Source organism: Faecalibacterium sp. I4-3-84, assembly GCF_023347255.1.
GTDB lineage: Bacteria > Bacillota > Clostridia > Oscillospirales > Ruminococcaceae > Faecalibacterium > Faecalibacterium taiwanense.
Genome location: NZ_CP094466.1, coordinates 1,801,886 through 1,821,537, shown reverse-complemented (window position 1 = coordinate 1,821,537; position 19,652 = coordinate 1,801,886). Strand labels below are relative to the sequence as shown.

The following is a 19,652-nucleotide window of genomic DNA, read 5'->3' as shown; positions in this document are numbered from 1 at the left end:
AACCTATGGAATTTCCCCTTGTAAGCATCATCGTGCCCATGTACAACACTGCCGGGTGCATTGCCCGCTGTGTCAAAAGCATTTGCGCCCAGACTTATAAGAGCATTGAGATCCTGCTGCTAAACGATGGCTCCACCGACGACACCCTTGCCGTTTGCCGCGCCCTTGCCGCCAGCGACCACCGCATTGCACTGGTGGATAAAACCAACACCGGCGCAGCGGATACCCGCAATCAGGGCATTGCGCTGGCCCACGGCAAATACATCCAGTTTGTGGACAGCGACGACTGGCTGGCCCCCGATTTTACGGAAAAGCTGGTCTCCGCCGCCGAGGCCCACACCGCCGATCTTGTGATCGCGCCCTTCTGGATGGTGTACCCGGAAAACTATGTGGAGCGCATCCGCCCATGGGAAAAGGCGCTGCAGCATGTGCTCCAGCGCAATCCGCCCCGCACCCGGGCCTATGGCTATCTGCCTGCCGGGGTGTACACCGGACAGGAGTACGCAAAGCATCTGATGCAGAAGCCGAACACCTTCTACTATGGCAGTCCCTGCAACAAGCTCTACCGCCGTGACCTCCTGCGGAAGCACAGCCTCCATTTCCGCAAAGAATTGTTTGCGGAGGATCAGCTGTTCAACACCGAATATCTGCGCTATGTGCGCACCGCCGTTTCCATCCCGGACATCGGCTATTACTACCTGCAGAACAGCCAGAGCGTCTCCCACTCCAGAGTGACCACCGCCGGCATCCTTTCGCTGCGGCGGCGGGTGATGCTCCTGTACCGGGACATCTACACCGAACTTGGCATCTACCCGGAAACGCGGGCGGCCATCCTGCGTTCGCCCTTTGGCGAAAACGAGTTCACTCTTCCGCCGCTGGACACCCCACAGACGCACTGCTGCAAGCTGTGACCCTATAAAAAGCACCCGGCTGCCGCCGAGAGCCGCTCTGGCTCCTGCACGGCTCCGGGTGTTTTTTGCGCTTTCTCAGCAGCCGATGGCGGCACACTTCTCCGCCAGCCAGCTGCGCTCTTCGTCGTTCAGGTGCGGTGCCAGCTTTGCAAACACCTGACGGTGGTAATCGTTCAGCCATGCGATCTCGTCCTTATCCAGCACACCGGGCAGGATGGGAGAGGTGGCAATGGGCACGAACATCAGCGGTTCAAAGCCAAGGAAGGTACCGTACTGGTTATCGGCCTTGTGCACGCACACCAGCTCGTTCTCGATGCGGATGCCCACGAGGTCGGTCTCGTAAACGCCCGGCTCGTCGGTGACGACCATGCCGGGGCGCATCAGGGTGGTGTTGCGGCCGTTCAGGGCGTGGGGGCCTTCGTGGACGTTGCCCACAAAGCTGACGCTGTGACCTGTGCCGCAGCGGTAGTTGATGAGGTGCCGCCACAGCGGTTCCCGGGCAATGGTGTCGATCATCTTACACTCGCAGTAATCCAGCCAGACGGCCTTGGCAAGGTCGATGTGGCTCTGCAGAGTCCATGTGTAGAAGCGCTTTTCGTCCTCGGTCAGCGGGCCAAGCGGGTAGGTGCGGGTGATGTCGGTGGTGCCGTCCATGTAGGTGGCACCGCTGTCCACCAGCAGAAAGCCCTTCTTTTCCAGCACAGCGTGATCTTCCGGGGTGGCGTGGTAGTGCATCATGGCTGCGTTGCCGCCGTAGGCCGCAATGGTGCCAAAGCTTTCCACAAGGAATTTATCGTCCGCACTGCGGTACTTGTGCAGAATTTCATCCACCGTCAGCTCGGTCAGGGTCTCACCGGCAGCAAGGCGGCTTTCCAGCTCGATCTGGAACCGCACCATGGCCACAGCGTCCCGGATATGGGCCTGCTTTGTGTGGGCAAGCTCCGTTTCGTTCTTCACGCCCTTCATCATCAGCAGCGGGTCGGTGCCGTCCTTCACGGTGAGGGCAGGGTTCTGCTCCAGCACCTGATACACGGCGTAGTTCACCGTGGCCGTCTCGGCCAGCACGGTCTGGGGTTCCGTCTCAGCAGCGAGGAACTCCAGCACATCGTCGTACTCCGCCAGCGTGATGCCGTTGGCTTCCAGCTCTGCCTTTGCCTCCGGGGTGACGCGGGCCGTGTTGATGAAGAGTACCGCGCGGCTTGGGGTCACATAGCAGTAGGCCATGGCATAGGGAGTGCACTCAATGTCCATGGCGCGCAGGTTCAAAAGCCATGCCAGATGATCCAGCTTGCCCACAAACTGAGCGGTACAGCCCAGCTCCTTGAGCTTGCTGCGCAGCTGATCCAGCTTTTCCGCCGGGGAGAAGCCCGCATATTCCTTCGGCAGGATCCACGCTGGGGTATCCGGCAGGGCAGGGCGGCCCTCTGTCCACAGCTCGTCCTCAAGGTTCAGGGGCTTGATGGAAGCGCCCTTCTTTTCCAGTGCCTTTTTCAGGTCGTTCACGAGGGCCGTGCTGGCGGTCAGGCCGCACAGGCCCAGTGCTTCGCCCTCATTCAGGGCATTTGCGCAGTATTCCTCCACGGTGGGCACGCCGGGTTCCCCCATGCGCTGCAGCTTGATCTCGGTACCCGCAATTTCCTTCTCGGCCTGCACAAAATAACGGCCGTCGGCCCACAGGGCGCTCTCGGTGCGGGTGACCACGAAGTTGGAGTTCTCGCCGTGGAACCCGGAGAACCAGGTCAGGCTGGTGTAATGGCAGGGCAGGTATTCGCTGGCGTGGGGATCACCCACAGGGATCAGATAAACGGCCACGCCGTTTGCAGCCATGGCGGCACGCAGCGCGGCAAGGCGCTCTGGAACGGTATTCATGCTCATATGATTTGCTTCCTTTTCTCTCACCGGAAAGCCCGGCAACGGTGCATTTCTGTTTGGCCTTATTGTATCATTCCGGGAAAAAGATTGCAATGCAGGGGCGGGACGGTTTGGAATGACCTCCGCTGCCGGGGAGCATCCTCGCTGGCTGGACCCTCTCAGTCAAAGCCTTGCGGCTTTGCCAGTTCCCCCGAAAGGGGGAGCTTTATTCGTGCCGACCTTCAGAAAACAAAAAGCTCCCCCTGAGTGGAACGACTTCCCCCGGCCGGGGGAAGATGGCGAAGCCAGAAAGGGGAACGGTTGGCGAACGCAGTGAGCCTGAGAGGGTTGGCGTCCTCTCAGCAAAACCGTCAGGTTTTGACTGAGGGAGTTCGTTCTCCCTCAAAATGCCGCCAATTTGCAAAAAAAGTTACAATTTTTTCTTGAAAAAGGCCGTTTTCCCATTGACAGCCTTGTTATAATAGGAGTGTAAGATTTTTGAGCCAGCACTCTGCGGCTCTGTGTGCTATTCAAAGAAAGAGGCAATTGAATCATGACCAAAATCGATATTTTCTCCGGCTTCCTTGGTGCCGGTAAAACTACCCTGATCAAAAAGCTCATCAAAGAGGCCTTTGCCGGCCAGCAGGTGGTGCTGATCGAGAACGAGTTCGGCGAGATCGGCATTGACGGCGGCTTTCTGAAGGAAAGCGGCATCCAGATCAACGAGCTGAACGCCGGCTGCATCTGCTGCTCTCTGGTGGGCGATTTCCGCACCGCCCTGCAGCAGGTGGTGGAGCAGTACCACCCCGACCGCATCGTCATCGAGCCCTCCGGCGTGGGCAAGCTCTCCGATGTGACCCGCGCTGTGGAAGGCGTGGCCGAGCATCTGGATGTGCAGCTGAACAGCTTTGTCACCGTGGCCGATGTGAACAAGGTGAAGATGTATATGAAGAACTTCGGCGAGTTCTACGACGACCAGATCAGCCACGCAAGCTGCATCCTGCTCAGCCGCACCCAGACCGCCAGCGAAGAGAAGATCGCCGCTGCGGTCGCCATGCTGCGCGAGAAGAACCCCACCGCTACCATCGTGACCACCGCATGGGACGAGCTGACCGGTGAGCAGATCCTGAAGGCCATGTCCACCAAGGACGACTTCAAGGCAGAGCTGATCGCCATGGCTGCAAAGGCCAACGAAGAGCACGCCCACGAGGACGAAGAAGAGCATCACCACCATCACCACGATGACGAGAACGGTGTGTGCAGCTGCGGCCACCATCACGACCACGATCATGACGATGATGAGGACGAACACGAGCATCATCACGACCATGACGGCCACTGCTGCTGCGGCCATCACCATCATCATGACCACGACGCCGACGAGGTGTTCACCAGCTGGGGCGTCGAGACGGCCCGCAAATTCACCAAGGCAGAAGTGGAGCACGCCCTCACCGAGCTGGATACCGGCAATTACGGCATGATCCTGCGCAGCAAGGGCATCGTGAACGGCGGCACAGACGGCTGGCTGGAGTTCGACTATGTGCCCGGCGAATGGGAAGTGCGTGCCCGCGGTGCAGATGTGGGCGGCAAGCTGGTCGTGATCGGCTCCAAGCTGAACGAAAAGGCCATTGCAGAGCTGTTCGGCTGCTGAGCTTAAAGTAAAAAGGAGAAACCATTCCTATGGCAAAAGAAATTCCGGTCTACCTGTTTGTGGGCTTTCTGGAAAGCGGCAAGACCAAATTCATTCAGGAGACCTTTGAAGACCCCAACTTCGACTCCGGCGACAAGACCCTTCTGCTGATCTGCGAGGAGGGCGAAGAGGAGTACAACGAGAAGAAGTTCGCCTTTCCCGGTGTGACCGTCAAGGTGCTGGAGGACAAGGCCGAGCTGAACCCGCAGAATCTGCTCAAGCTGGAAAAGGAATCCGGTGCAGGCCGTGTAGTCATTGAGTACAACGGCATGTGGCTGCTGCAGGATCTGGCCGAGGCTCTGCCCGAGAGCTGGATCGTGTACCAGTGCATCGCCACCGCCGACGGCACCACCGCCTTGACCTACGCCCGCGACAACTCCATGCGCAGCCTGCTGCTGGACAAGATCGCCCGCAGTGAGCTGATCGTGTTCAACCGCGCTGAGGCCGTGAACAACGATGCCGCCCGTCAGGAGCTGCACAAGCTGGTGCGTCAGGCTTCCCGCAAGTGCGATATCGCCTACGAGTTTGCCGACGGCAGCGTGGCCTACGACGATATCCCTGATCCGCTGCCCTTTGACATCAACGCGGACATCATCGACATTCCGGATGACGATTTCGGCATCTGGTATATGGACTGTCAGGACGAGCCCCAGAAGTATACCGGCAAAACGGTCAAATTCCTTGCACAGGTGTGTCAGACCAACCGTGCCGGCAAGAACAGCTTCGTGCCGGGCCGTTTCGCCATGACCTGCTGCGTGCAGGACATCCAGTTCGTGGGCTTCCCCTGCAGCTACGATGGCTACAAGGCGCTGGAGCAGCGCGCATGGGTGCGGGTGACCGCAAAGGTAGGCTACAAGTTCCACAACATCTACCGCGGCAAAGGCCCGGTGCTCACCGCCATTTCGGTGGAGCCTGCCGAAAAGCCGCTGAACGATGTGGTAACATTCTCTTGATCTGATCTTTCAAGGAGGTCCCGGCATGAAAACACTGTTTCGTATCCTTGGCACGGCCGCTGCTGTGGCCGTTACCGGTGCTGCCATTGTGGCACTGGACAAGATCCTGAACCAGAAAGACCCGCTCCATGTGGAGGAAGTAGAGTTCCCGGAGGACGCCGAGCAGAACGCTGAGGAAGCCGCCAAGACTGCCGAAGCCTACGCCGAAGCGGAAACCAAAGCCTCCGATGCTGCCAACGAAAAGGCTGCAGAAGAAGCTGCGCCGGAAGCTCCTGCCGAAGAAGCGGCAGCTGCTGCCCAGCCCGCCGAAGAAGCCTCTGCCCCGGCGGCACCCGCAGAGGGCGGCGAGAAGCCGGTGTTCGACCCGGAAGCTCCCAACCAGAACCCTGTGGAAGCAGGCCCCGCTGTTGCTCCCAAAGACGAGAGCGGAAAATTCGACCCCACCAAGATCGCCGAAGCCAGCGACTTTGGCGACTGGGAAGAACAGGGCTGCAAAGGATAACCTATGACCCAAAAAGGGACGATGTGATGTTCACATCGTCCCTTTTTTGTTATTGTCCTCTTGCCAGCTGCTGCAGCTTTTTCCTGTCCAGCACCTGCACGCCGCCCCGGAACAGCCGCACCCAGCCCTCCTGCGCAAAGTATTTCAGCATCCGGCTCACCACCTCGCGGGCAGACCCCATGTATTTTGCCATCTGGTCGTGGGTCATGCGCACCTCATCACCGCCGGTCTTGGCCAGCTCATCGGTAAGAAAAATGGCAAGCCTGCGGTCTGCGCTCATGAACAGCACCTGCTGCATGGTCCACATGCTGTCGGAAAAGCGCTCCGCCGTCATCTGGTAGGCGTAGCAGCGCACATGCACGTTCTGCTGCATCAGCCTGCGGAAAACGCCCGCGCTGATGCAGTAGGCCTCGGTGTCCTCTTCGGCATCAATATACAGGTCGATGTTCACCGAGTCCATCACGCAGGATGCCGACAGGATGCACACCTCCCCGCCGAACAGGCGGTAGAGCGTCACGTCCCGCCCGTCCTCCGAGAGCAGGTAGGCCCGCAGCTGGCCCGAGCGCAGCAGCAGGATGCCCACGCAGCTTTCCAGCGGGCTGTGCACCCGGGCGCCCTTTGCGTAGTGCACCGGCCGGGTATAGCGGCAGAGCATGTCCTGTTCGTCGGGTGTCAGGTCGTTCCAGAAGGGAAAACCTTTGGCCAGACAATCGCGGTGTTCCTTTGTTGTTTCCGACATTGCTTTTCATCCTTTCCGCAGGGCCTTGGCGGCTTCAGTGCCCGCCTGCGCGCCCTCATACACGGCCTTTGCCACCTGCAGAAGGCCCCCGGTGCAGTCGCCCGCCGCATACAGGCCGGGCACGGTGGTCTGCATTTTTTCGTCCACCACGATGCGGTTCCCGTCCACCTCTGCGCCGATCTTCCTAGCCAGTGCGGTGCTGCCCGCCACGCCCAGTGCCACAAATACACCGCTGACAGGCAGCTGCACACCGCCGGACAGCTGCACGCCGGTGACAACGTTTTCGCCCAGAACAGCCTCCACGGCCTGCGGATAGACTGTGACCTCCGGCGGGAAGTCCGCCGTCAGCGGTGCGCCGTTGGTCAGCAGGGCAACGCTTTTTGCCACCGGCAGCAGAGCCTGCACCTCGTGCAGGGCATACTCGCCGCTGCCCAGCACCGCCACGTCCTTTCCACGGTAGAAAAAGGCGTCGCAGGCGGCACAATAGCTCACACCGTGCCCCTCCAGCCCGGCAAGGCCCGGGATGCGCGGCACCGCCCGGGATGCGCCCGTGGCAAGGATCACAGCGTCCGCCGGGTAATTTTTATCCACTGTTTCTACGGTGAGTTTATCCGTATAGGTCAGGCCCACGGCTTCGACTGTGACGAATCTCACACCAAGGCGCTTTGCATTCTCGATGCTGCGGCGTTCCAGCTCCGCCCCGGAAACGGGCTGGGCAAAGCCGTAGTAGTTTTCAATTTTTTCGGCGCGGTCCAGCGCACCGGGGCCTTTGGTGAGCACCGTGGTATCCACACCGGCGCGGACAGCGTACAGCGCGGCGGATACGCCCGCCGGGCCGGAACCGATGATGACAATATTGGGCATAACATTCTCCTTTTATCATTTTCTATTACAATAAACATGGAACCGGATATGGCAGCCAGCCATATTCCATTCCAACTCGTACCTAAGCTACAATAAGAGAGTAATCGGCTAACGCATCATTCTCTGGGCTTCTACGCCCGTTCTAAAGACAGTTGACCATCTCTCTTGTTGTAGCATTCGTTTTAAGCAGGTTGAGCCACCCGCCAAGCGGAGCGTTCGTGTCACCCAATAGATTGAATCGGCAACGAGTAAAAGATGGATTCCGGTTGCAAATACAAAGTAATGGAGGAACCGTTATGAACGCTGTAGGCATTGACGTTTCCAAAGGAAAGAGCATGGTTTGCGTCATGCGCCCCTTTGGAGAAGTAGTACTCGAACCCTTTGAAGTTTTACACACCGCCCAAAGCCTGAACGATCTGGCTGGGAAGCTCAAAGCTTTGGACGGAGAGACCCGTGTCGTCATGGAAGCCACCGGGAATTACCACAAACCAGTTGCTTTCGTTTTACACGATGCGGGCTTATTCGTTTCCGTAGTCAATCCTGTTCTGATTCATGACTATGACAACAACAGTTTAAGACGTGTCAAAACGGATAGAAAAGACGCTGTTAAAATCGCCAACTATACGCTCGACAAGTGGACACGGCTACGACAGTATCTTCCCGAAGATGATACCCGGCTGGCTTTGAAGAATTGTTATCGTCAGTACCAGCAAGCCGTGGCAGTTCGTACTATGCTGAAGAATAATCTGATCTCATCTCTTGACCTGACCTTTCCAGATGCAAACAAGCTATTTTCAAGCCCCGCAAAGAGCAACGGGTGCGAAAAATGGGTCGATTTCATTGGAGACTTCTGGCACAGTGAGTGTGTTTCAAGCCTTTCCTCTGATGCCTTTGCTAAAAAGTATTTAAAGTGGTGTCAGAAGCACGGATATAATTTCACTCGCTCAAAATCGGATACGATCTATGCCTGTGCAGTCAATGCTGCTTCTCTTCCAAAATCCCCAACCTCAAAACTCCTTATTCAGCAACAGGTCGCTCAGCTGAAAGCCGTATCTCAGTCCGTGGCTGCATTCCAGCAGGAGATGCTTCGCCTTTCTCAACAGCTTCCGGAATTTGATACTGTGATGGAAATGTACGGCGTCGGCCCTTCTCTCGGTCCTCAACTGATGGCTGAGATCGGAGATGTCCGTCGTTTCTCATCCAAGAAATCACTCATTGCATTTGCAGGAATTGAACCGCAGCCAAATGATTCTGGCAAGATTGTGGGCAACGATAGCGGAATTAGTAAAGTGGGTTCGGCTGTTCTACGTAGGACGCTCTTTCTGATTATGACTGTCATCTTGAAGACACAACCTCAGGATGAGCCGGTTTTTCAATTCATGAACAAAAAGCGCTCTGAGGGAAAACCCTACAAAGTTTACATGATGGCTTCAGCCAACAAGTTCTTGCGAATCTATTATGCTAGAGTGAAAGCTGTAATGGACTCCAAACACTCAAAATAAGCATGGATATTTGTTTTTGGTCGTAATTTCCTCTTGAGCCTGAGCTGAATTCAAAGAACCGCTTAGCTGGCGCAGCGAACCCTTGACAAACCGAAGCATTCAAATGCTATCCTGATTTTGCGAGGGCTGGCTGGGCTTGCTTTGCTATCCCCTCCGTCGCCCTCGCTGTGTTTTGACCAGCATTTGAATACTGTTTGTCATGGGCAGCGGTCGGTTAGCGAATTTTCTTGTTTTGGGACTTGACTTTTATTAGCAGGTCTTTAGTATACACCAAATTCCCCCAAACTTCTATGACCGGGTCGCAAAAATTGCGCTTTGCGGCGGCTGGCCGCTTTTCAAGCGGAAAAGAGTATGTTATACTGTTTCAGTTATCTGAATTTTCTGCCACGGAGGCTTATTTTATGACCAAGCAACGTCTCCTTTTCATCACCACCGGCGGCACCATTGCCAGCGTACGCACTCAGCAGGGGTTAAAACCCGTGCTTACCAGCGAGGAGCTGCTTGCCCATCTGCCGGAATTGAAAGAACTGTGCTGCCCGGAAACGCTGGCGCTGTGCAGCATTGACAGCACCGACCTCGGGCAGGAGCACTGGCTCATGATGGCACGCGCTATTCAGGAAAACTACGCTTTATACGATGGTTTTATCATCTGCCACGGCACGGATACGCTGGCCTACTCTGCGGCGGCGCTCTCCTACCTGATTCAGAACGCGGATAAGCCCATCATCCTCACCGGCGCACAGCAGCCCATCTCCAACGAGATCACGGATGCCAAGAAAAACCTGCGGGACAGCGTGGTCTGCGCCATCGACCCGGGCAGCCGGGGCGTAATGGTGGTGTTTGGCGGACACGTCATTGCGGGCACTCGTGCCAAGAAGAACAAGACCATCAGCTACGATGCCTTTGCCTCAGTCAACTTCCCGGAGCTGGCGCTGGTGCAGGGTGACCGGCTGGTGCGGTACATTTCCTCGCCGTGGCCCACCGGCCCGGTGGAGTTCAGCCGTGTGCTGGACCCGAAGGTGTTCCTGCTCAAGCTGACCCCGGGCATGTCCCCGGCGCTCATCCCGGAGATCTTCCGCCTGTACGACTGCGTCATCGTGGAAAGCTTCGGCGTGGGCGGCATTCCGCAGCAGCTGATGGATGCCTTTGCCGAAGGCCTGGACGACTACGAGACCACCCATAAGGTGCTCATCATGACCACGCAGGTCACCTACGAGGGCAGCGACGTGGGCGTTTACGAGGTGGGCAAGCGGGCGAAGAACCGCTTCCGTTTTCTGGAAGCCCACGATATGACCATCGAGGCCGTAGTGACCAAAAGCATGTGGCTGCTGGCGCAGAACTGCGAAAGCTTTGACCAGCTGCAGCAGCGGTTCTACCGTCAGGTGAACTTTGACACCTTCTATCACTGAGGATAAAGCCGCCGGGCAGGCCAGTGCTTGCCCGGCGGTTTTGCCTGTGCACCCTTGCGCCGGGAGGGCTGCGGTGTTACACTAGACAAAAAGGGAGGCGCATCTTACTGTGTGGTTCGTGTTTGCACTGGGCAGTGCCGTGTTTGCGGCCCTTACCTCCATCCTGGCCAAGATCGGCATCCAGGGGGTCAACTCCACCCTGGCCACCGCCATCCGCACGGTGGTGGTGCTGGTCATGAGCTGGGGCATGGTGTTCCTCACCGGGACCCAGGGCGGCGTGGGGGATATCTCTCGCCACAGCTGGCTGTTTTTGATCCTTTCCGGCCTGGCCACCGGGGCCAGCTGGCTGTGCTATTACCACGCTTTGCAGATCGGGGCCGCCTCCAAGGTGGTTCCGGTGGACAAGCTCAGCGTGGTGATCACCCTGGCTTTGGCCTTTGTGATCCTGAAGGAACCCTTTACCGCCAAAAACCTGGTGGGCTGTGCCCTGATCACCGCCGGCACCCTGTTTATGGTGCTGTAAAGCCGCCCTACCAAAAATGCGCCCGGGATACTCCCGGGCGCATTTTTTATTCCGACAGCCGCTGCCGGGTCTTGTTCATCAGGTCCAGCTCCGGCATCAGCTCATCGCTGATGATGGTGAGCATCTGCTCCAGCTTGTCCACGTCCTCTTCCGGGAAGCGCTTGCGCACCCGCTCGATCACGGTGCTCAGATAGGAATAGCTGATGTTGTAGTAATCGATATACTTCTGGGTGGGGCGCAGGTGGTACTCGCGCCGGTCGGTGGTGGACTGGATCTTTTCCACATAGCCCTTCTTCACCAGACTGCCGATCTTATACGCCGCGTTGGGGGTGGAGATCTGCATCATGCGGGAAAACTCCGCAATGGTGGGTTCGCCCATGGCCATGATGCCCTCCATGCAGAAGGACTCCACCGTGGTCAGCGTGGCTTCCCGGGTGGCAAAACGCTGAAAAATGTTCTGGTAGAAATGCAGCTTGAATTTGGTGTATACGTCCTGAAATGCCTGTTCCAGCATAGGTCGTGTGCCTCCGATAGTTCATTTTATTTAAAAATACCACGTTTTGGCCGCGGCGCAAAGCGAAACAGCTGAATTTTGGGCAGGAATTTATTCTGCCGCCTTTTTGTTCGTGCGCACACGGATCACGCTGAGCACCACCAGCTCTACGGCAATGGCAACGGCCAGCAGGATCAGCGAGGTGAACAGGCTGCCGTTTGCGCCAAGGAAAGCCTGTGCAATGCCCGTGATCACATAGCACACTGCCGCGCAGGAAGCCGCCGTAATGGCGTAGGGCAGCTGGGTGGACACATGGTTCACATGGCTGCAGTGGGCACCGGCGGATGCCATGATGGTGGTGTCCGAGATGGGGGAGCAGTGGTCGCCGCAGACGGCACCGGACAGGCATGCCGCAATGGAGATGACCAGCATCTCGCCCTCCGGGAAGGCATGGCACACGATGGGGATGAGGATGGAGAAGGTGCCCCAGCTCGTGCCGGTGGCAAAGGCAAGGAACACTGCCACAAGGAAGATGATGACCGGCAGCATGTACTGCAGCGCTGCAGCAGAGCCACTCAGCAGGTTGGCAACGTAATATTTTGCGCCCAGCAGGCCGGTCATGCCGGACAGGGTCCATGCGAGGGAGAGGATCAGCATGGGGCTGACCATGGCCTTGAAGCCCTCGGGAATGCAGGCGGCAAAGTCCTGAAAGGTCATCACATTGCGCACGCGGTAGAACACAAAGGTGAACAGCAGGGCAATGCTGCTGCCCAGCACCAGACCTGCAGAAGCGTTGCAGTCCGCAAAGGCGGTAACGAAGTCCACGCCCTCAAAGAAGCCGCCGGTGTAGATCATGCCGAAGATGCAGGCCACGATCAGCACCAGCACCGGGGCGAGCAGGTCTGCAACATGGCCGCAGGTATCGGTGCCGTCGTCCACATCGTTGCCGTAGGGACGGTCGGCGGTGGTAAACAGGTCGCCGTTTTTGGCGTTGTCCTCGTTGAGCTTCATGGAGCCAAAGTCCGTGCCGGTGAAGATGAGGAACAGGCTCATCACGATGGTGAGCAGGGCATAGTAGTTATAAGGAATGGTGCGCAGGAACATGGTAAAGCCGTTGATGCCGGAGCCTTCCGGCACGCTGGAAGTGACCGCAGCTGCCCAGCTGGACACCGGCGCAATGATGCACACGGGTGCTGCGGTGGCATCGATCAGGTAGGCCAGCTTTGCGCGGGACACCTTCTGCCGGTCGGTGACGGGGCGCATGACAGAGCCCACGGTCAGGCAGTTGAAGTAGTCGTCCACAAAGATCATCACGCCCAGCAGCAGGGTGGCAAACTGCGCACCGGCCCGGGAGTGGATGTGGGTGGAGGCCCAGCGGCCAAAGGCGGCAGAGCCGCCGGCCTTGTTCATCAGGGCCACAAGGATGCCCAGCATGACAAGGAACACCAAAATGCCCACGTTGCTGCTGTCCGAAAGCTTGGCCACCATGCCGCCGTCTTCGTTGAAGAACAGGGTGTTGATGGCCAGCTCCAGATTGCCGTTGGCATACAGCAGTGCACCGGATGCGATGCCCACCAGCAGAGAGGTGTACACCTCCTTGGTGTTCAGCGCCAGCACAATGGCGATCACCGGCGGCAGCAGCGAAAAGATGGTGCTGTACACCGCACAGGTATAGGTGGACGGGTCCGCGATCTTGCCGGGCGTTGCCGCTGTGCACCACAGCAGCAGGGCAAACACCAGCAGGGCCGCGAACCATGAAAGGTTCTTATTTTTCATAACGGATTCCTCTTTTTTCAAATTTCCGGGGATGCATACCCCTCTTTGCGCAGGAAAAACTATCCCCATCGAATGCAAAGGGAGGTGTGCGCCGCGCCGGACTATAAAGCGATGTATTTTGAGCTGTTCCGGGCCAGCGTGCAGGCCGCCCAGCTCTTGCAGGACGCGCAGAAGCGTGCTGAGCAGCACTTGCTGGAAGCTGACCCGCCGCCGATCCGATTGGAGCAAACAGAGCAGACGGATGAAGAATAGTTTTCTTCGGTCAGCGTCCTCGCCCTCTCAGTCACCTTCGGTGCCAGCTCTCCCAAGGAGAGAGCCTTTGGCAAAACCGGGAACTTTACCGTACTGCCAAAGCCTCCCTCATTGAGAAAGACTTCCCCCGGCCGGGGGAAGATGTCGTGTAAGCGACAAAAAGGGGAACGGTGGCATCGCGCAGCGATGACGGAAGGAGTTTTACCCCTTCTTTGCCTCCGCCTTGGCTGCGAACTTGGCGTTGTTGATGACAAAACGTTCGTGGGTGCCGCCGCCTACAGGGCCTTTTTCGTCGTGCAGGGCCACCTTGAAGGTGAGCTTGCGGCCTTCTACCGCCACCAGCTCGCTCTCGCAGGTCACGGTCATGCCCACGGGGGTGGGGGCGGTGTGCTCCAGCTCGAGCTTGGTGCCCACCGAGCCATTGCCTTCGCCCAGCGCGTCGGCCACGCTCATCCAGCAGGTCTTTTCCGCCAGAGCCACAAGGGCCGGGGTTGCAAACACCTCCAGCGTGCCGCTGCCCATGGTCTTTGCTGTATTGGCTGCGGTGACGAGCACGCTCTGTTCCCCGCGGATACCGGTTTCCAATGTCATATACTTTCCTCTCCTTTTGTGCGCCGTATGGCGCATTTTATTTTTGAACACCTTTATAAGATACCACATTTTGCACCAGAACGCACCCTATTTTGCACTTTTTTGTGAATTTCTCTTTTTCTTTTTGCGCAAACGGGCTGCCAAGTCCTCTCTCTTTGGGAGAGGTGGCACCGAAGGTGACGGAGAGGGCGAGGACACTGACCATGCGGCGACCTCTTTTTTGTTTTCGCCTTCCCTCCAATCCGCATCCTTATTGCGATTCAAAAACGCAAATTTTCTGCGTTTTAAGGCAAATTTCATCAATTTAGAGCAGACGCCGAAAATCTTTAAAAAAGCCTTGACAAGGAGCATTCCGCGTGATACTATGAACACATGAACAAGCGTTCATGTGAATCCACAGCGAAGGGAGACGTCAACATGGCGGAAATAAAGGAAGCAATGCCCGCGCCGCAGCCGGAAGCCTTGGATATGCCGGACGACGAGGTGCTGTACGAGTTGGCCGACCTGTTCCGGGTGTTCGGCGACTCCACCCGCATCAAGATCCTGTATGCACTGCACGACAACGAGCTGTGCGTGCAGGACATTGCAAACGCCGTGCAGCTGAGCCAGTCGGCGGTGAGCCATCAGCTGCGGGTGCTCAAGGATTCCAAGCTCGTGCGGTTCCGGCGCGAGGGCAAAACCGTTTACTACGCACTGGACGATGACCATGTGCGCAGCATCCTCTCCATGGGGATGGATCATATCGAAGAATAACGAAAGGCTGGTATTACTTATGAAGAAGAGCTACAAGATCGAAGTGGACTGCGCAAACTGCGCTCAGAAGATGGAAGACGCTGCCAACACCGTTGCAGGCGTGGCAAATGCTACCGTCAGCTTTATGACCCAGAAGATGAAGGTGGAGTTCTCTGAAGGTGCAGACCCCCACGACACCATGGTGAACGTTCTGGCCGCCTGCAAGAAGGTGGAGGACGACTGCGAGATCTTTGACATCTGATGCGCGGCAGGTTGCTGCACACGATCAACAGCCTCGCCCTCTCCGTCACCTGCGGTGACACCTCTCCCTTTGGGAGAGCTGGCAAATCCAAAGGATTTGACTGAGAGGGCGAGCCCGCTAAAGAAAAAAGCATCTGCAGCAAGAATTCGTAGATTTTCTGAGAGCTCAAACGAATGTGCAGATGCTTTTTACTTTGTGTGCGATTGTGTTGTGCAATAACTTTTTCTGTTGAAAAATCAGACAGTTTTCAACAGTTTCCACTCAGTTTTCAACACCATTTGCGGAAAAAGCGTAAAATAAACGTGGAAAAGCGCTTTTACGCCTGAAAAACTGTGTGGAAAACACGGGTAAAACCGTGGAATATCCATTTTTATGGGGAAAAGTTGTTGAAATCCCCGCCCGCCGCAGCGTGATGCGGCCCATGGATCCCGCAAAAGGAGAGTTTTGTATGAACAAAAAGCAGAAAAAGAACCTGCAGCGCATCATCATTGCGCTGATTTTGGTGCTCATCCTCAAGCTTTTGCCCCAGTTCCCCACGCCGGTGGAGCTGGTACTGTACTGCATCCCGTATCTGGTGGTCGGCTGGGACGTGCTGCGCAAGGCACTGCTTGGCATCAAGAACCGTCAGCCCTTTGACGAGTGCTTCCTGATGGCCGTTGCCACTGTGGGTGCATTTGCACTGGGCGACTACGTGGAGGGCTGTGCCGTTATCATCTTCTACCAGATCGGCGAGCTGTTCCAGAGCGTGGCTGTGGGCAAAAGCCGGCAGAGCATTTCCAGCTTAATGGACATCCGCCCGGACTACGCCAACATTGAGGGCGAGGACGGCAGGCTGGAGCAGGTGGACCCGGACGATGTGGAGATCGGCACCGTGATCGTGGTCCAGCCCGGTGAGCGCGTGCCCATCGACGGCGTGATCGTGGAGGGCGCTTCTGCCCTGAACACCGCCGCCCTGACCGGCGAGAGCCTGCCCCGCGATGTGCAGACCGGCGATGAGGTCATCAGCGGCTGCGTGAACATGACCGGCCTGCTGAAGGTAAAGACCACCAAGGAATTCGGCGAATCCACCGTTTCTAAAATTCTCGATCTGGTGGAAAATTCCAGCATGAAGAAGGCCCGCGCCGAGAACTTCATCACCCGTTTTGCCCGCGTGTACACCCCCGCCGTGTGCTATGGCGCACTGGCTCTGGCCTTTATCCCGCCCATCGTGCTGCTGCTCATGGGCCAGCCCGCCCGCTTTGGCGACTGGGTCTACCGTGCCCTGACCTTCCTTGTTATCAGCTGCCCCTGCGCACTGGTCATCAGTATTCCCCTGAGCTTCTTCGGCGGCATCGGCGGTGCATCTGCCTGCGGCATTCTGGTCAAGGGTTCCACCTATCTGGAAGAGCTGGCCCGCACCGGCATCGTTGTGTTCGACAAGACCGGCACCCTGACCCAGGGCACCTTTAAAGTGACCGGCATCCACCCCGCAGAGGGCACCAGCGAGGAGCAGCTGGTGGAAGCTGCCGCGCTGGCCGAGAGCTGGTCCAAGCACCCCATCTCCCTCAGCATCAAGGCCGCTTACGGCAGGGAGATCGATCCGAACCGTGTCACCGATGTGCAGGAGCTTGGCGGCCACGGCGTGACCGCCAAGGTGGACGGCAGGACCGTTGCTGCCGGCAACGCCCGCCTGATGGAAAAGCTGGGCCTGAAGGCTCCCGCCGTCAGCGAGACCGGCACCATCGTGCATGTGGCCATCGAGGGCATGTACGCCGGTTATCTTCTGATCGCCGACGTGGTAAAGCCCCACAGCGCACAGGCCATCCGGGGCCTGAAGGATGCCGGTGTGCGCAAGACCGTGATGCTGACCGGCGATGCCGAGCCGGTTGCAAAGGCCGTTTCCGCAGAGCTTGGGCTGGATGAATACCATGCGGGCCTGCTGCCGGGCGACAAGGTAGACCAGATCGAAACGCTGCTCGCCGCAAAGCGGCCCAAGGAGAACCTTGCCTTTGTGGGCGACGGCATCAACGATGCCCCGGTGCTGTCCCGTGCCGATGTGGGCATTGCAATGGGCGCTCTTGGCTCTGACGCTGCCATTGAGGCCGCTGACGTGGTGCTGATGGACGACGACCCCGCCAAGATCGCACTGGCCATGCGCATTGCCCGCCGCACATTACGCATCGTGTACCAGAACATCGTGTTTGCACTGGCCATCAAGTTTGCCTGCCTTGTGCTGGGCGCGATCGGCATGGCCAGCATGTGGACCGCCATCTTTGCCGATGTGGGCGTGATGGTGCTGGCTGTGCTCAACGCCACCCGTGCCCTGTACACCAAGGATCTGGCGAAAAAGAATGAACAGTAAAAAACAGTGCCGGACAGCCTGAAAACTGTCCGGCACTGTTTTTATATATGAGGTGCATACAGGCGTTCTATTTCATGCACAAGCTCCGGTTCTTTTTCGATATCAAATTTTCTGGCAAACATGCAGGGCGATGCTTTCAGCTGTTCCAGATCAGCGTATTTCCAGACCCACGGATTGCCTCTGTCCCAATCGATGGCACGGGCACTGGTATCACCCGGCCCCTGATAGATCTTATCCTGATACGGCGACTGCGCGATCAGTGTCTGCACAAAGAACTCGTCCGAGCAAAAGGTCTTGTCCAGCACCTGCAGGACCCACTCTTCTTTTGTCAGCAGATACCGTGCAAAGCCGTCAGTGCAGCTGAACCAGTTGCTGCCCTTTGTGAAGTGAACGTCCTGATTGCGCTTTATTTTCAGCAGCTTCTGGCCCGACAGCAGGATTCCATTGATCACGCCGAGCACCGGATGGCGGCGCAGATCGATATTCTGGAAAAAGTGCCGGTAATAAACGCGCTCATCATTGAACGGGCTGAATGGGTGCGGGTCGAAATGGACAAATTCCCTGTCCGGGTTTGCCTCAAAGAATGCGCGGATATCTTCTTGTGTTTGAATGGGCAGATCCACACCGGAGATCAGGTGGTAATGCTGATACGGGCCATGGGCCACTGCTGTTTTCAATAGCACAAGCTCCGCTTTTACCTGACTGACACCGCCCCACACAACACTGTGCCGTTTTGCGTGAAACACTTTCGCATATTTCATGCGGCACTCCACCGTTTCCGGCTGGTAGTCCGTATTTTTGCTGTCCATGTGGATGAATATATCATTCCACGGTACATCCAGCATCCGCAACAGGGTCAGAAGCATCTCATCACATTTATGTGCTTCTATCAGGTACGCCTGTTTTTCTCTTGTTTCCATCGCTTTCTCCTCTTAATTCTGCGCCGCATTTTTATTTTATTATAACAGAACCCTCTTTAAAAACAATCCCACCACCCCTTTTTTACAGCACAAAGCCGCTGCTTTCCCTTGCAGAGGGAGAGCGGCGGCTTTGTTTGGGTATGGAGAAAATGGAGGAGGTCTCAAAGTTTATCCGCGGAAAGCAGCGGTATATACCGCCACCACCTCGTCGCGGGTGGGGGTGATCTGGTTGGTGGACATGCAGGTGTCGTGCAGGGCAAGCTCTGCCAGCGCGGCAAAATCTGCAGGGTCCACCTTGTTCAGCTGCGCAAGATTGGCGGGGATGCCCACGCCTGCACTGAGCTGACGGACAAACTGGATCACTGCCGGTGCGGCAGTGTCCGGGGTAAAAGTGCCCTGCAGGCCCATGGCAGCGGCAATGGTCATGAACCGCTCCCGGCACACCGGGCTGCGGCTGTTGAAGGCCAGCACGTAGGGCAGCAGCACCGCATTGCACACACCGTGGGGCAGGTTGTAGTGTCCGCCCAGCGCGTGTGCCATCGCATGCACCATGCCAAGGCCCGCGTTGGAGAAAGCCATGCCTGCCACATTTTCGGCGTAGGCCATCATGGTGCGGGCGGCTTCATCCTGACCGTTGGCAACGGCTCGGGGCAGGTTCTGCACGATCGCCTGCATGGCCCAGTAGGCATCCTTGTCCGTGAGCGGGTTGGCGTTTTTGGAAAGCGCCGCCTCGATGGCGTGGGTCAGCGCGTCCATGCCGGTGGCTGCGGTGAGCTTGGGCGGCATGGAGGACATGAAGTCGGTGTCGTTCACCGCAATGCTGACCATGCAGTTGGGGTCCACCATGGCCATTTTGCTGTGGCGGACAGGGTCGGTGACGATGTAAAAGGAGGTGCACTCGCTGCCGGTACCGGCGGTGGTGTTCACCGCCACGATGGGCAGGCCGGGCTTGGAGGACTTGTTCTCGCCCTCGTACTGTTCCACGGTACCGCCGCAGGCCACCACGATGCTGGCTGCCTTAGCGGTATCGATGGCGCTGCCGCCGCCCAGAGCCACCAGCAGCTGCACCTGCAGGGTACGGGCTGCGGCAATGCAGTCGTTCACCACCTGTACGGTGGGGTTGGGCTGCACATTGTAGTACACGGCGTACTCCACACCGGCATCGGACAGTACCTGACCGACCCGGGCAGCGGCACCGGAATCATAGAGAAAGCGATCCGTCACCAGCAAAGCACGGCGGATGCCCATCTTCTGAAGCTCCGGTCCCAGAAGACGGATGGCACCCTTGCCAAAAAAGCTGGTCTTGACGGCGTTGATGCGTTCTGCCATGTGTTCACCCTC

At 57.6% G+C, this 19,652-nt stretch carries 20 protein-coding genes; 11 read left to right on the top strand and 9 right to left on the bottom strand.

What is annotated here, in order from left to right:
* The first annotated feature begins 5 nt into the window (after positions 1-5).
* On the top strand, positions 6-911 hold the full coding sequence (locus MTP41_RS08920) for a glycosyltransferase family 2 protein (RefSeq protein WP_249235350.1): 906 nt from the start codon (positions 6-8) through the stop codon (positions 909-911).
* A 75-nt stretch (positions 912-986) separates the two neighbouring features.
* On the opposite strand, the gene MTP41_RS08915 is transcribed toward MTP41_RS08920, so the two are convergent.
* Positions 987-2,786, bottom strand: a complete 1,800-nt coding sequence (locus MTP41_RS08915) for an aminopeptidase P family protein (protein ID WP_097776888.1) — start codon at positions 2,784-2,786, stop codon at positions 987-989.
* 529 nt (positions 2,787-3,315) lie between these two features.
* On the opposite strand from MTP41_RS08915, the gene MTP41_RS08910 reads away from it, so the two are divergent.
* The 3 genes from MTP41_RS08910 to MTP41_RS08900 are packed head-to-tail and all read left to right on the top strand — an operon-like array spanning position 3,316 to position 5,907.
* Positions 3,316-4,413 carry a CobW family GTP-binding protein gene (locus tag MTP41_RS08910; RefSeq protein WP_249235349.1) on the top strand — a complete coding sequence of 366 codons (1,098 nt, stop codon included), beginning with the start codon at positions 3,316-3,318 and terminating at the stop codon, positions 4,411-4,413.
* 29 nt (positions 4,414-4,442) lie between these two features.
* Positions 4,443-5,405, top strand: coding sequence for a TIGR03943 family putative permease subunit (locus MTP41_RS08905; protein WP_097774543.1), 963 nt, complete (start codon positions 4,443-4,445; stop codon positions 5,403-5,405).
* 25 nt (positions 5,406-5,430) lie between these two features.
* Complete coding sequence (locus MTP41_RS08900) at positions 5,431-5,907, top strand: hypothetical protein (RefSeq protein ID WP_154260092.1); 477 nt, start codon at positions 5,431-5,433, stop codon at positions 5,905-5,907.
* A gap of 49 nt (positions 5,908-5,956) precedes the next feature.
* Here the strand turns inward: MTP41_RS08900 and MTP41_RS08895 are convergent, their stop codons facing one another.
* On the bottom strand, positions 5,957-6,646 hold the full coding sequence (locus MTP41_RS08895; protein WP_097781127.1) for a Crp/Fnr family transcriptional regulator: 690 nt from the start codon (positions 6,644-6,646) through the stop codon (positions 5,957-5,959).
* 6 nt (positions 6,647-6,652) lie between these two features.
* Positions 6,653-7,510: an NAD(P)/FAD-dependent oxidoreductase gene (locus MTP41_RS08890; protein ID WP_249235348.1), complete on the bottom strand. Its 858-nt coding sequence runs from the start codon at positions 7,508-7,510 to the stop codon at positions 6,653-6,655.
* Between the two features lie 296 nt (positions 7,511-7,806).
* On the opposite strand from MTP41_RS08890, the gene MTP41_RS08885 reads away from it, so the two are divergent.
* From MTP41_RS08885 to MTP41_RS08875, 3 genes are all read left to right on the top strand, one after another.
* Positions 7,807-9,012 (top strand): IS110 family transposase, encoded by a 1,206-nt coding sequence (locus tag MTP41_RS08885; protein ID WP_154244678.1) that lies wholly within the window; start codon positions 7,807-7,809, stop codon positions 9,010-9,012.
* A gap of 401 nt (positions 9,013-9,413) precedes the next feature.
* A complete protein-coding gene (locus MTP41_RS08880) occupies positions 9,414-10,421 on the top strand; it encodes an asparaginase (protein WP_249235347.1) in 1,008 nt (335 codons plus the stop codon).
* 109 nt (positions 10,422-10,530) lie between these two features.
* On the top strand, positions 10,531-10,944 hold the full coding sequence (locus MTP41_RS08875) for an EamA family transporter (protein WP_097776883.1): 414 nt from the start codon (positions 10,531-10,533) through the stop codon (positions 10,942-10,944).
* A 46-nt stretch (positions 10,945-10,990) separates the two neighbouring features.
* On the opposite strand, the gene MTP41_RS08870 is transcribed toward MTP41_RS08875, so the two are convergent.
* Both MTP41_RS08870 and MTP41_RS08865 read right to left on the bottom strand, forming a co-directional pair.
* Complete coding sequence (locus MTP41_RS08870; protein ID WP_249235346.1) at positions 10,991-11,458, bottom strand: MarR family winged helix-turn-helix transcriptional regulator; 468 nt, start codon at positions 11,456-11,458, stop codon at positions 10,991-10,993.
* A gap of 90 nt (positions 11,459-11,548) precedes the next feature.
* A complete protein-coding gene (locus MTP41_RS08865) occupies positions 11,549-13,213 on the bottom strand; it encodes a Na+/H+ antiporter NhaC family protein (RefSeq protein WP_154260099.1) in 1,665 nt (554 codons plus the stop codon).
* Positions 13,214-13,285: 72 nt separating this feature from the next.
* Between MTP41_RS08865 and MTP41_RS08860 the strand changes: the two genes are divergently transcribed.
* A complete protein-coding gene (locus MTP41_RS08860; protein WP_097774539.1) occupies positions 13,286-13,465 on the top strand; it encodes a hypothetical protein in 180 nt (59 codons plus the stop codon).
* A gap of 201 nt (positions 13,466-13,666) precedes the next feature.
* Here the strand turns inward: MTP41_RS08860 and MTP41_RS08855 are convergent, their stop codons facing one another.
* Complete coding sequence (locus MTP41_RS08855) at positions 13,667-14,056, bottom strand: thioesterase family protein (protein ID WP_120080450.1); 390 nt, start codon at positions 14,054-14,056, stop codon at positions 13,667-13,669.
* A 37-nt stretch (positions 14,057-14,093) separates the two neighbouring features.
* Positions 14,094-14,261, bottom strand: a complete 168-nt coding sequence (locus MTP41_RS08850; RefSeq protein WP_154255759.1) for a hypothetical protein — start codon at positions 14,259-14,261, stop codon at positions 14,094-14,096.
* Positions 14,262-14,473: 212 nt separating this feature from the next.
* On the opposite strand from MTP41_RS08850, the gene MTP41_RS08845 reads away from it, so the two are divergent.
* The 3 genes from MTP41_RS08845 to MTP41_RS08835 all read left to right on the top strand — a co-directional run bounded on the left by MTP41_RS08845 (position 14,474) and on the right by MTP41_RS08835 (position 17,391).
* A complete protein-coding gene (locus tag MTP41_RS08845; RefSeq protein ID WP_044953513.1) occupies positions 14,474-14,809 on the top strand; it encodes an ArsR/SmtB family transcription factor in 336 nt (111 codons plus the stop codon).
* 19 nt (positions 14,810-14,828) lie between these two features.
* On the top strand, positions 14,829-15,050 hold the full coding sequence (locus MTP41_RS08840) for a cation transporter (RefSeq protein ID WP_005940491.1): 222 nt from the start codon (positions 14,829-14,831) through the stop codon (positions 15,048-15,050).
* A gap of 448 nt (positions 15,051-15,498) precedes the next feature.
* Positions 15,499-17,391, top strand: coding sequence for a heavy metal translocating P-type ATPase (locus MTP41_RS08835; protein ID WP_097776879.1), 1,893 nt, complete (start codon positions 15,499-15,501; stop codon positions 17,389-17,391).
* 41 nt (positions 17,392-17,432) lie between these two features.
* On the opposite strand, the gene MTP41_RS08830 is transcribed toward MTP41_RS08835, so the two are convergent.
* Both MTP41_RS08830 and MTP41_RS08825 read right to left on the bottom strand, forming a co-directional pair.
* Positions 17,433-18,311, bottom strand: coding sequence for a beta-1,6-N-acetylglucosaminyltransferase (locus MTP41_RS08830; RefSeq protein WP_249235345.1), 879 nt, complete (start codon positions 18,309-18,311; stop codon positions 17,433-17,435).
* Positions 18,312-18,479: 168 nt separating this feature from the next.
* Positions 18,480-19,640, bottom strand: a complete 1,161-nt coding sequence (locus tag MTP41_RS08825; protein WP_005939601.1) for an iron-containing alcohol dehydrogenase — start codon at positions 19,638-19,640, stop codon at positions 18,480-18,482.
* Positions 19,641-19,652: the final 12 nt, after the last annotated feature.

Excerpts from the sequence above, each read along its gene's own strand:
- MTP41_RS08920 (WP_249235350.1), top strand. The coding sequence starts at position 6 with ATGGAATTTCCCCTTGTAAGCATCATCGTGCCCATGTACAACACTGCC.
- MTP41_RS08915 (WP_097776888.1), bottom strand. The coding sequence starts at position 2,786 with ATGAGCATGAATACCGTTCCAGAGCGCCTTGCCGCGCTGCGTGCCGCC.
- MTP41_RS08910 (WP_249235349.1), top strand. The coding sequence starts at position 3,316 with ATGACCAAAATCGATATTTTCTCCGGCTTCCTTGGTGCCGGTAAAACT.
- MTP41_RS08905 (WP_097774543.1), top strand. The coding sequence starts at position 4,443 with ATGGCAAAAGAAATTCCGGTCTACCTGTTTGTGGGCTTTCTGGAAAGC.
- MTP41_RS08900 (WP_154260092.1), top strand. The coding sequence starts at position 5,431 with ATGAAAACACTGTTTCGTATCCTTGGCACGGCCGCTGCTGTGGCCGTT.
- MTP41_RS08895 (WP_097781127.1), bottom strand. The coding sequence starts at position 6,646 with ATGTCGGAAACAACAAAGGAACACCGCGATTGTCTGGCCAAAGGTTTT.
- MTP41_RS08890 (WP_249235348.1), bottom strand. The coding sequence starts at position 7,510 with ATGCCCAATATTGTCATCATCGGTTCCGGCCCGGCGGGCGTATCCGCC.
- MTP41_RS08885 (WP_154244678.1), top strand. The coding sequence starts at position 7,807 with ATGAACGCTGTAGGCATTGACGTTTCCAAAGGAAAGAGCATGGTTTGC.
- MTP41_RS08880 (WP_249235347.1), top strand. The coding sequence starts at position 9,414 with ATGACCAAGCAACGTCTCCTTTTCATCACCACCGGCGGCACCATTGCC.
- MTP41_RS08870 (WP_249235346.1), bottom strand. The coding sequence starts at position 11,458 with ATGCTGGAACAGGCATTTCAGGACGTATACACCAAATTCAAGCTGCAT.
- MTP41_RS08865 (WP_154260099.1), bottom strand. The coding sequence starts at position 13,213 with ATGAAAAATAAGAACCTTTCATGGTTCGCGGCCCTGCTGGTGTTTGCC.
- MTP41_RS08860 (WP_097774539.1), top strand. The coding sequence starts at position 13,286 with ATGCAAAGGGAGGTGTGCGCCGCGCCGGACTATAAAGCGATGTATTTT.
- MTP41_RS08855 (WP_120080450.1), bottom strand. The coding sequence starts at position 14,056 with ATGACATTGGAAACCGGTATCCGCGGGGAACAGAGCGTGCTCGTCACC.
- MTP41_RS08850 (WP_154255759.1), bottom strand. The coding sequence starts at position 14,261 with ATGGTCAGTGTCCTCGCCCTCTCCGTCACCTTCGGTGCCACCTCTCCC.
- MTP41_RS08845 (WP_044953513.1), top strand. The coding sequence starts at position 14,474 with ATGGCGGAAATAAAGGAAGCAATGCCCGCGCCGCAGCCGGAAGCCTTG.
- MTP41_RS08840 (WP_005940491.1), top strand. The coding sequence starts at position 14,829 with ATGAAGAAGAGCTACAAGATCGAAGTGGACTGCGCAAACTGCGCTCAG.
- MTP41_RS08835 (WP_097776879.1), top strand. The coding sequence starts at position 15,499 with ATGAACAAAAAGCAGAAAAAGAACCTGCAGCGCATCATCATTGCGCTG.
- MTP41_RS08830 (WP_249235345.1), bottom strand. The coding sequence starts at position 18,311 with ATGGAAACAAGAGAAAAACAGGCGTACCTGATAGAAGCACATAAATGT.
- MTP41_RS08825 (WP_005939601.1), bottom strand. The coding sequence starts at position 19,640 with ATGGCAGAACGCATCAACGCCGTCAAGACCAGCTTTTTTGGCAAGGGT.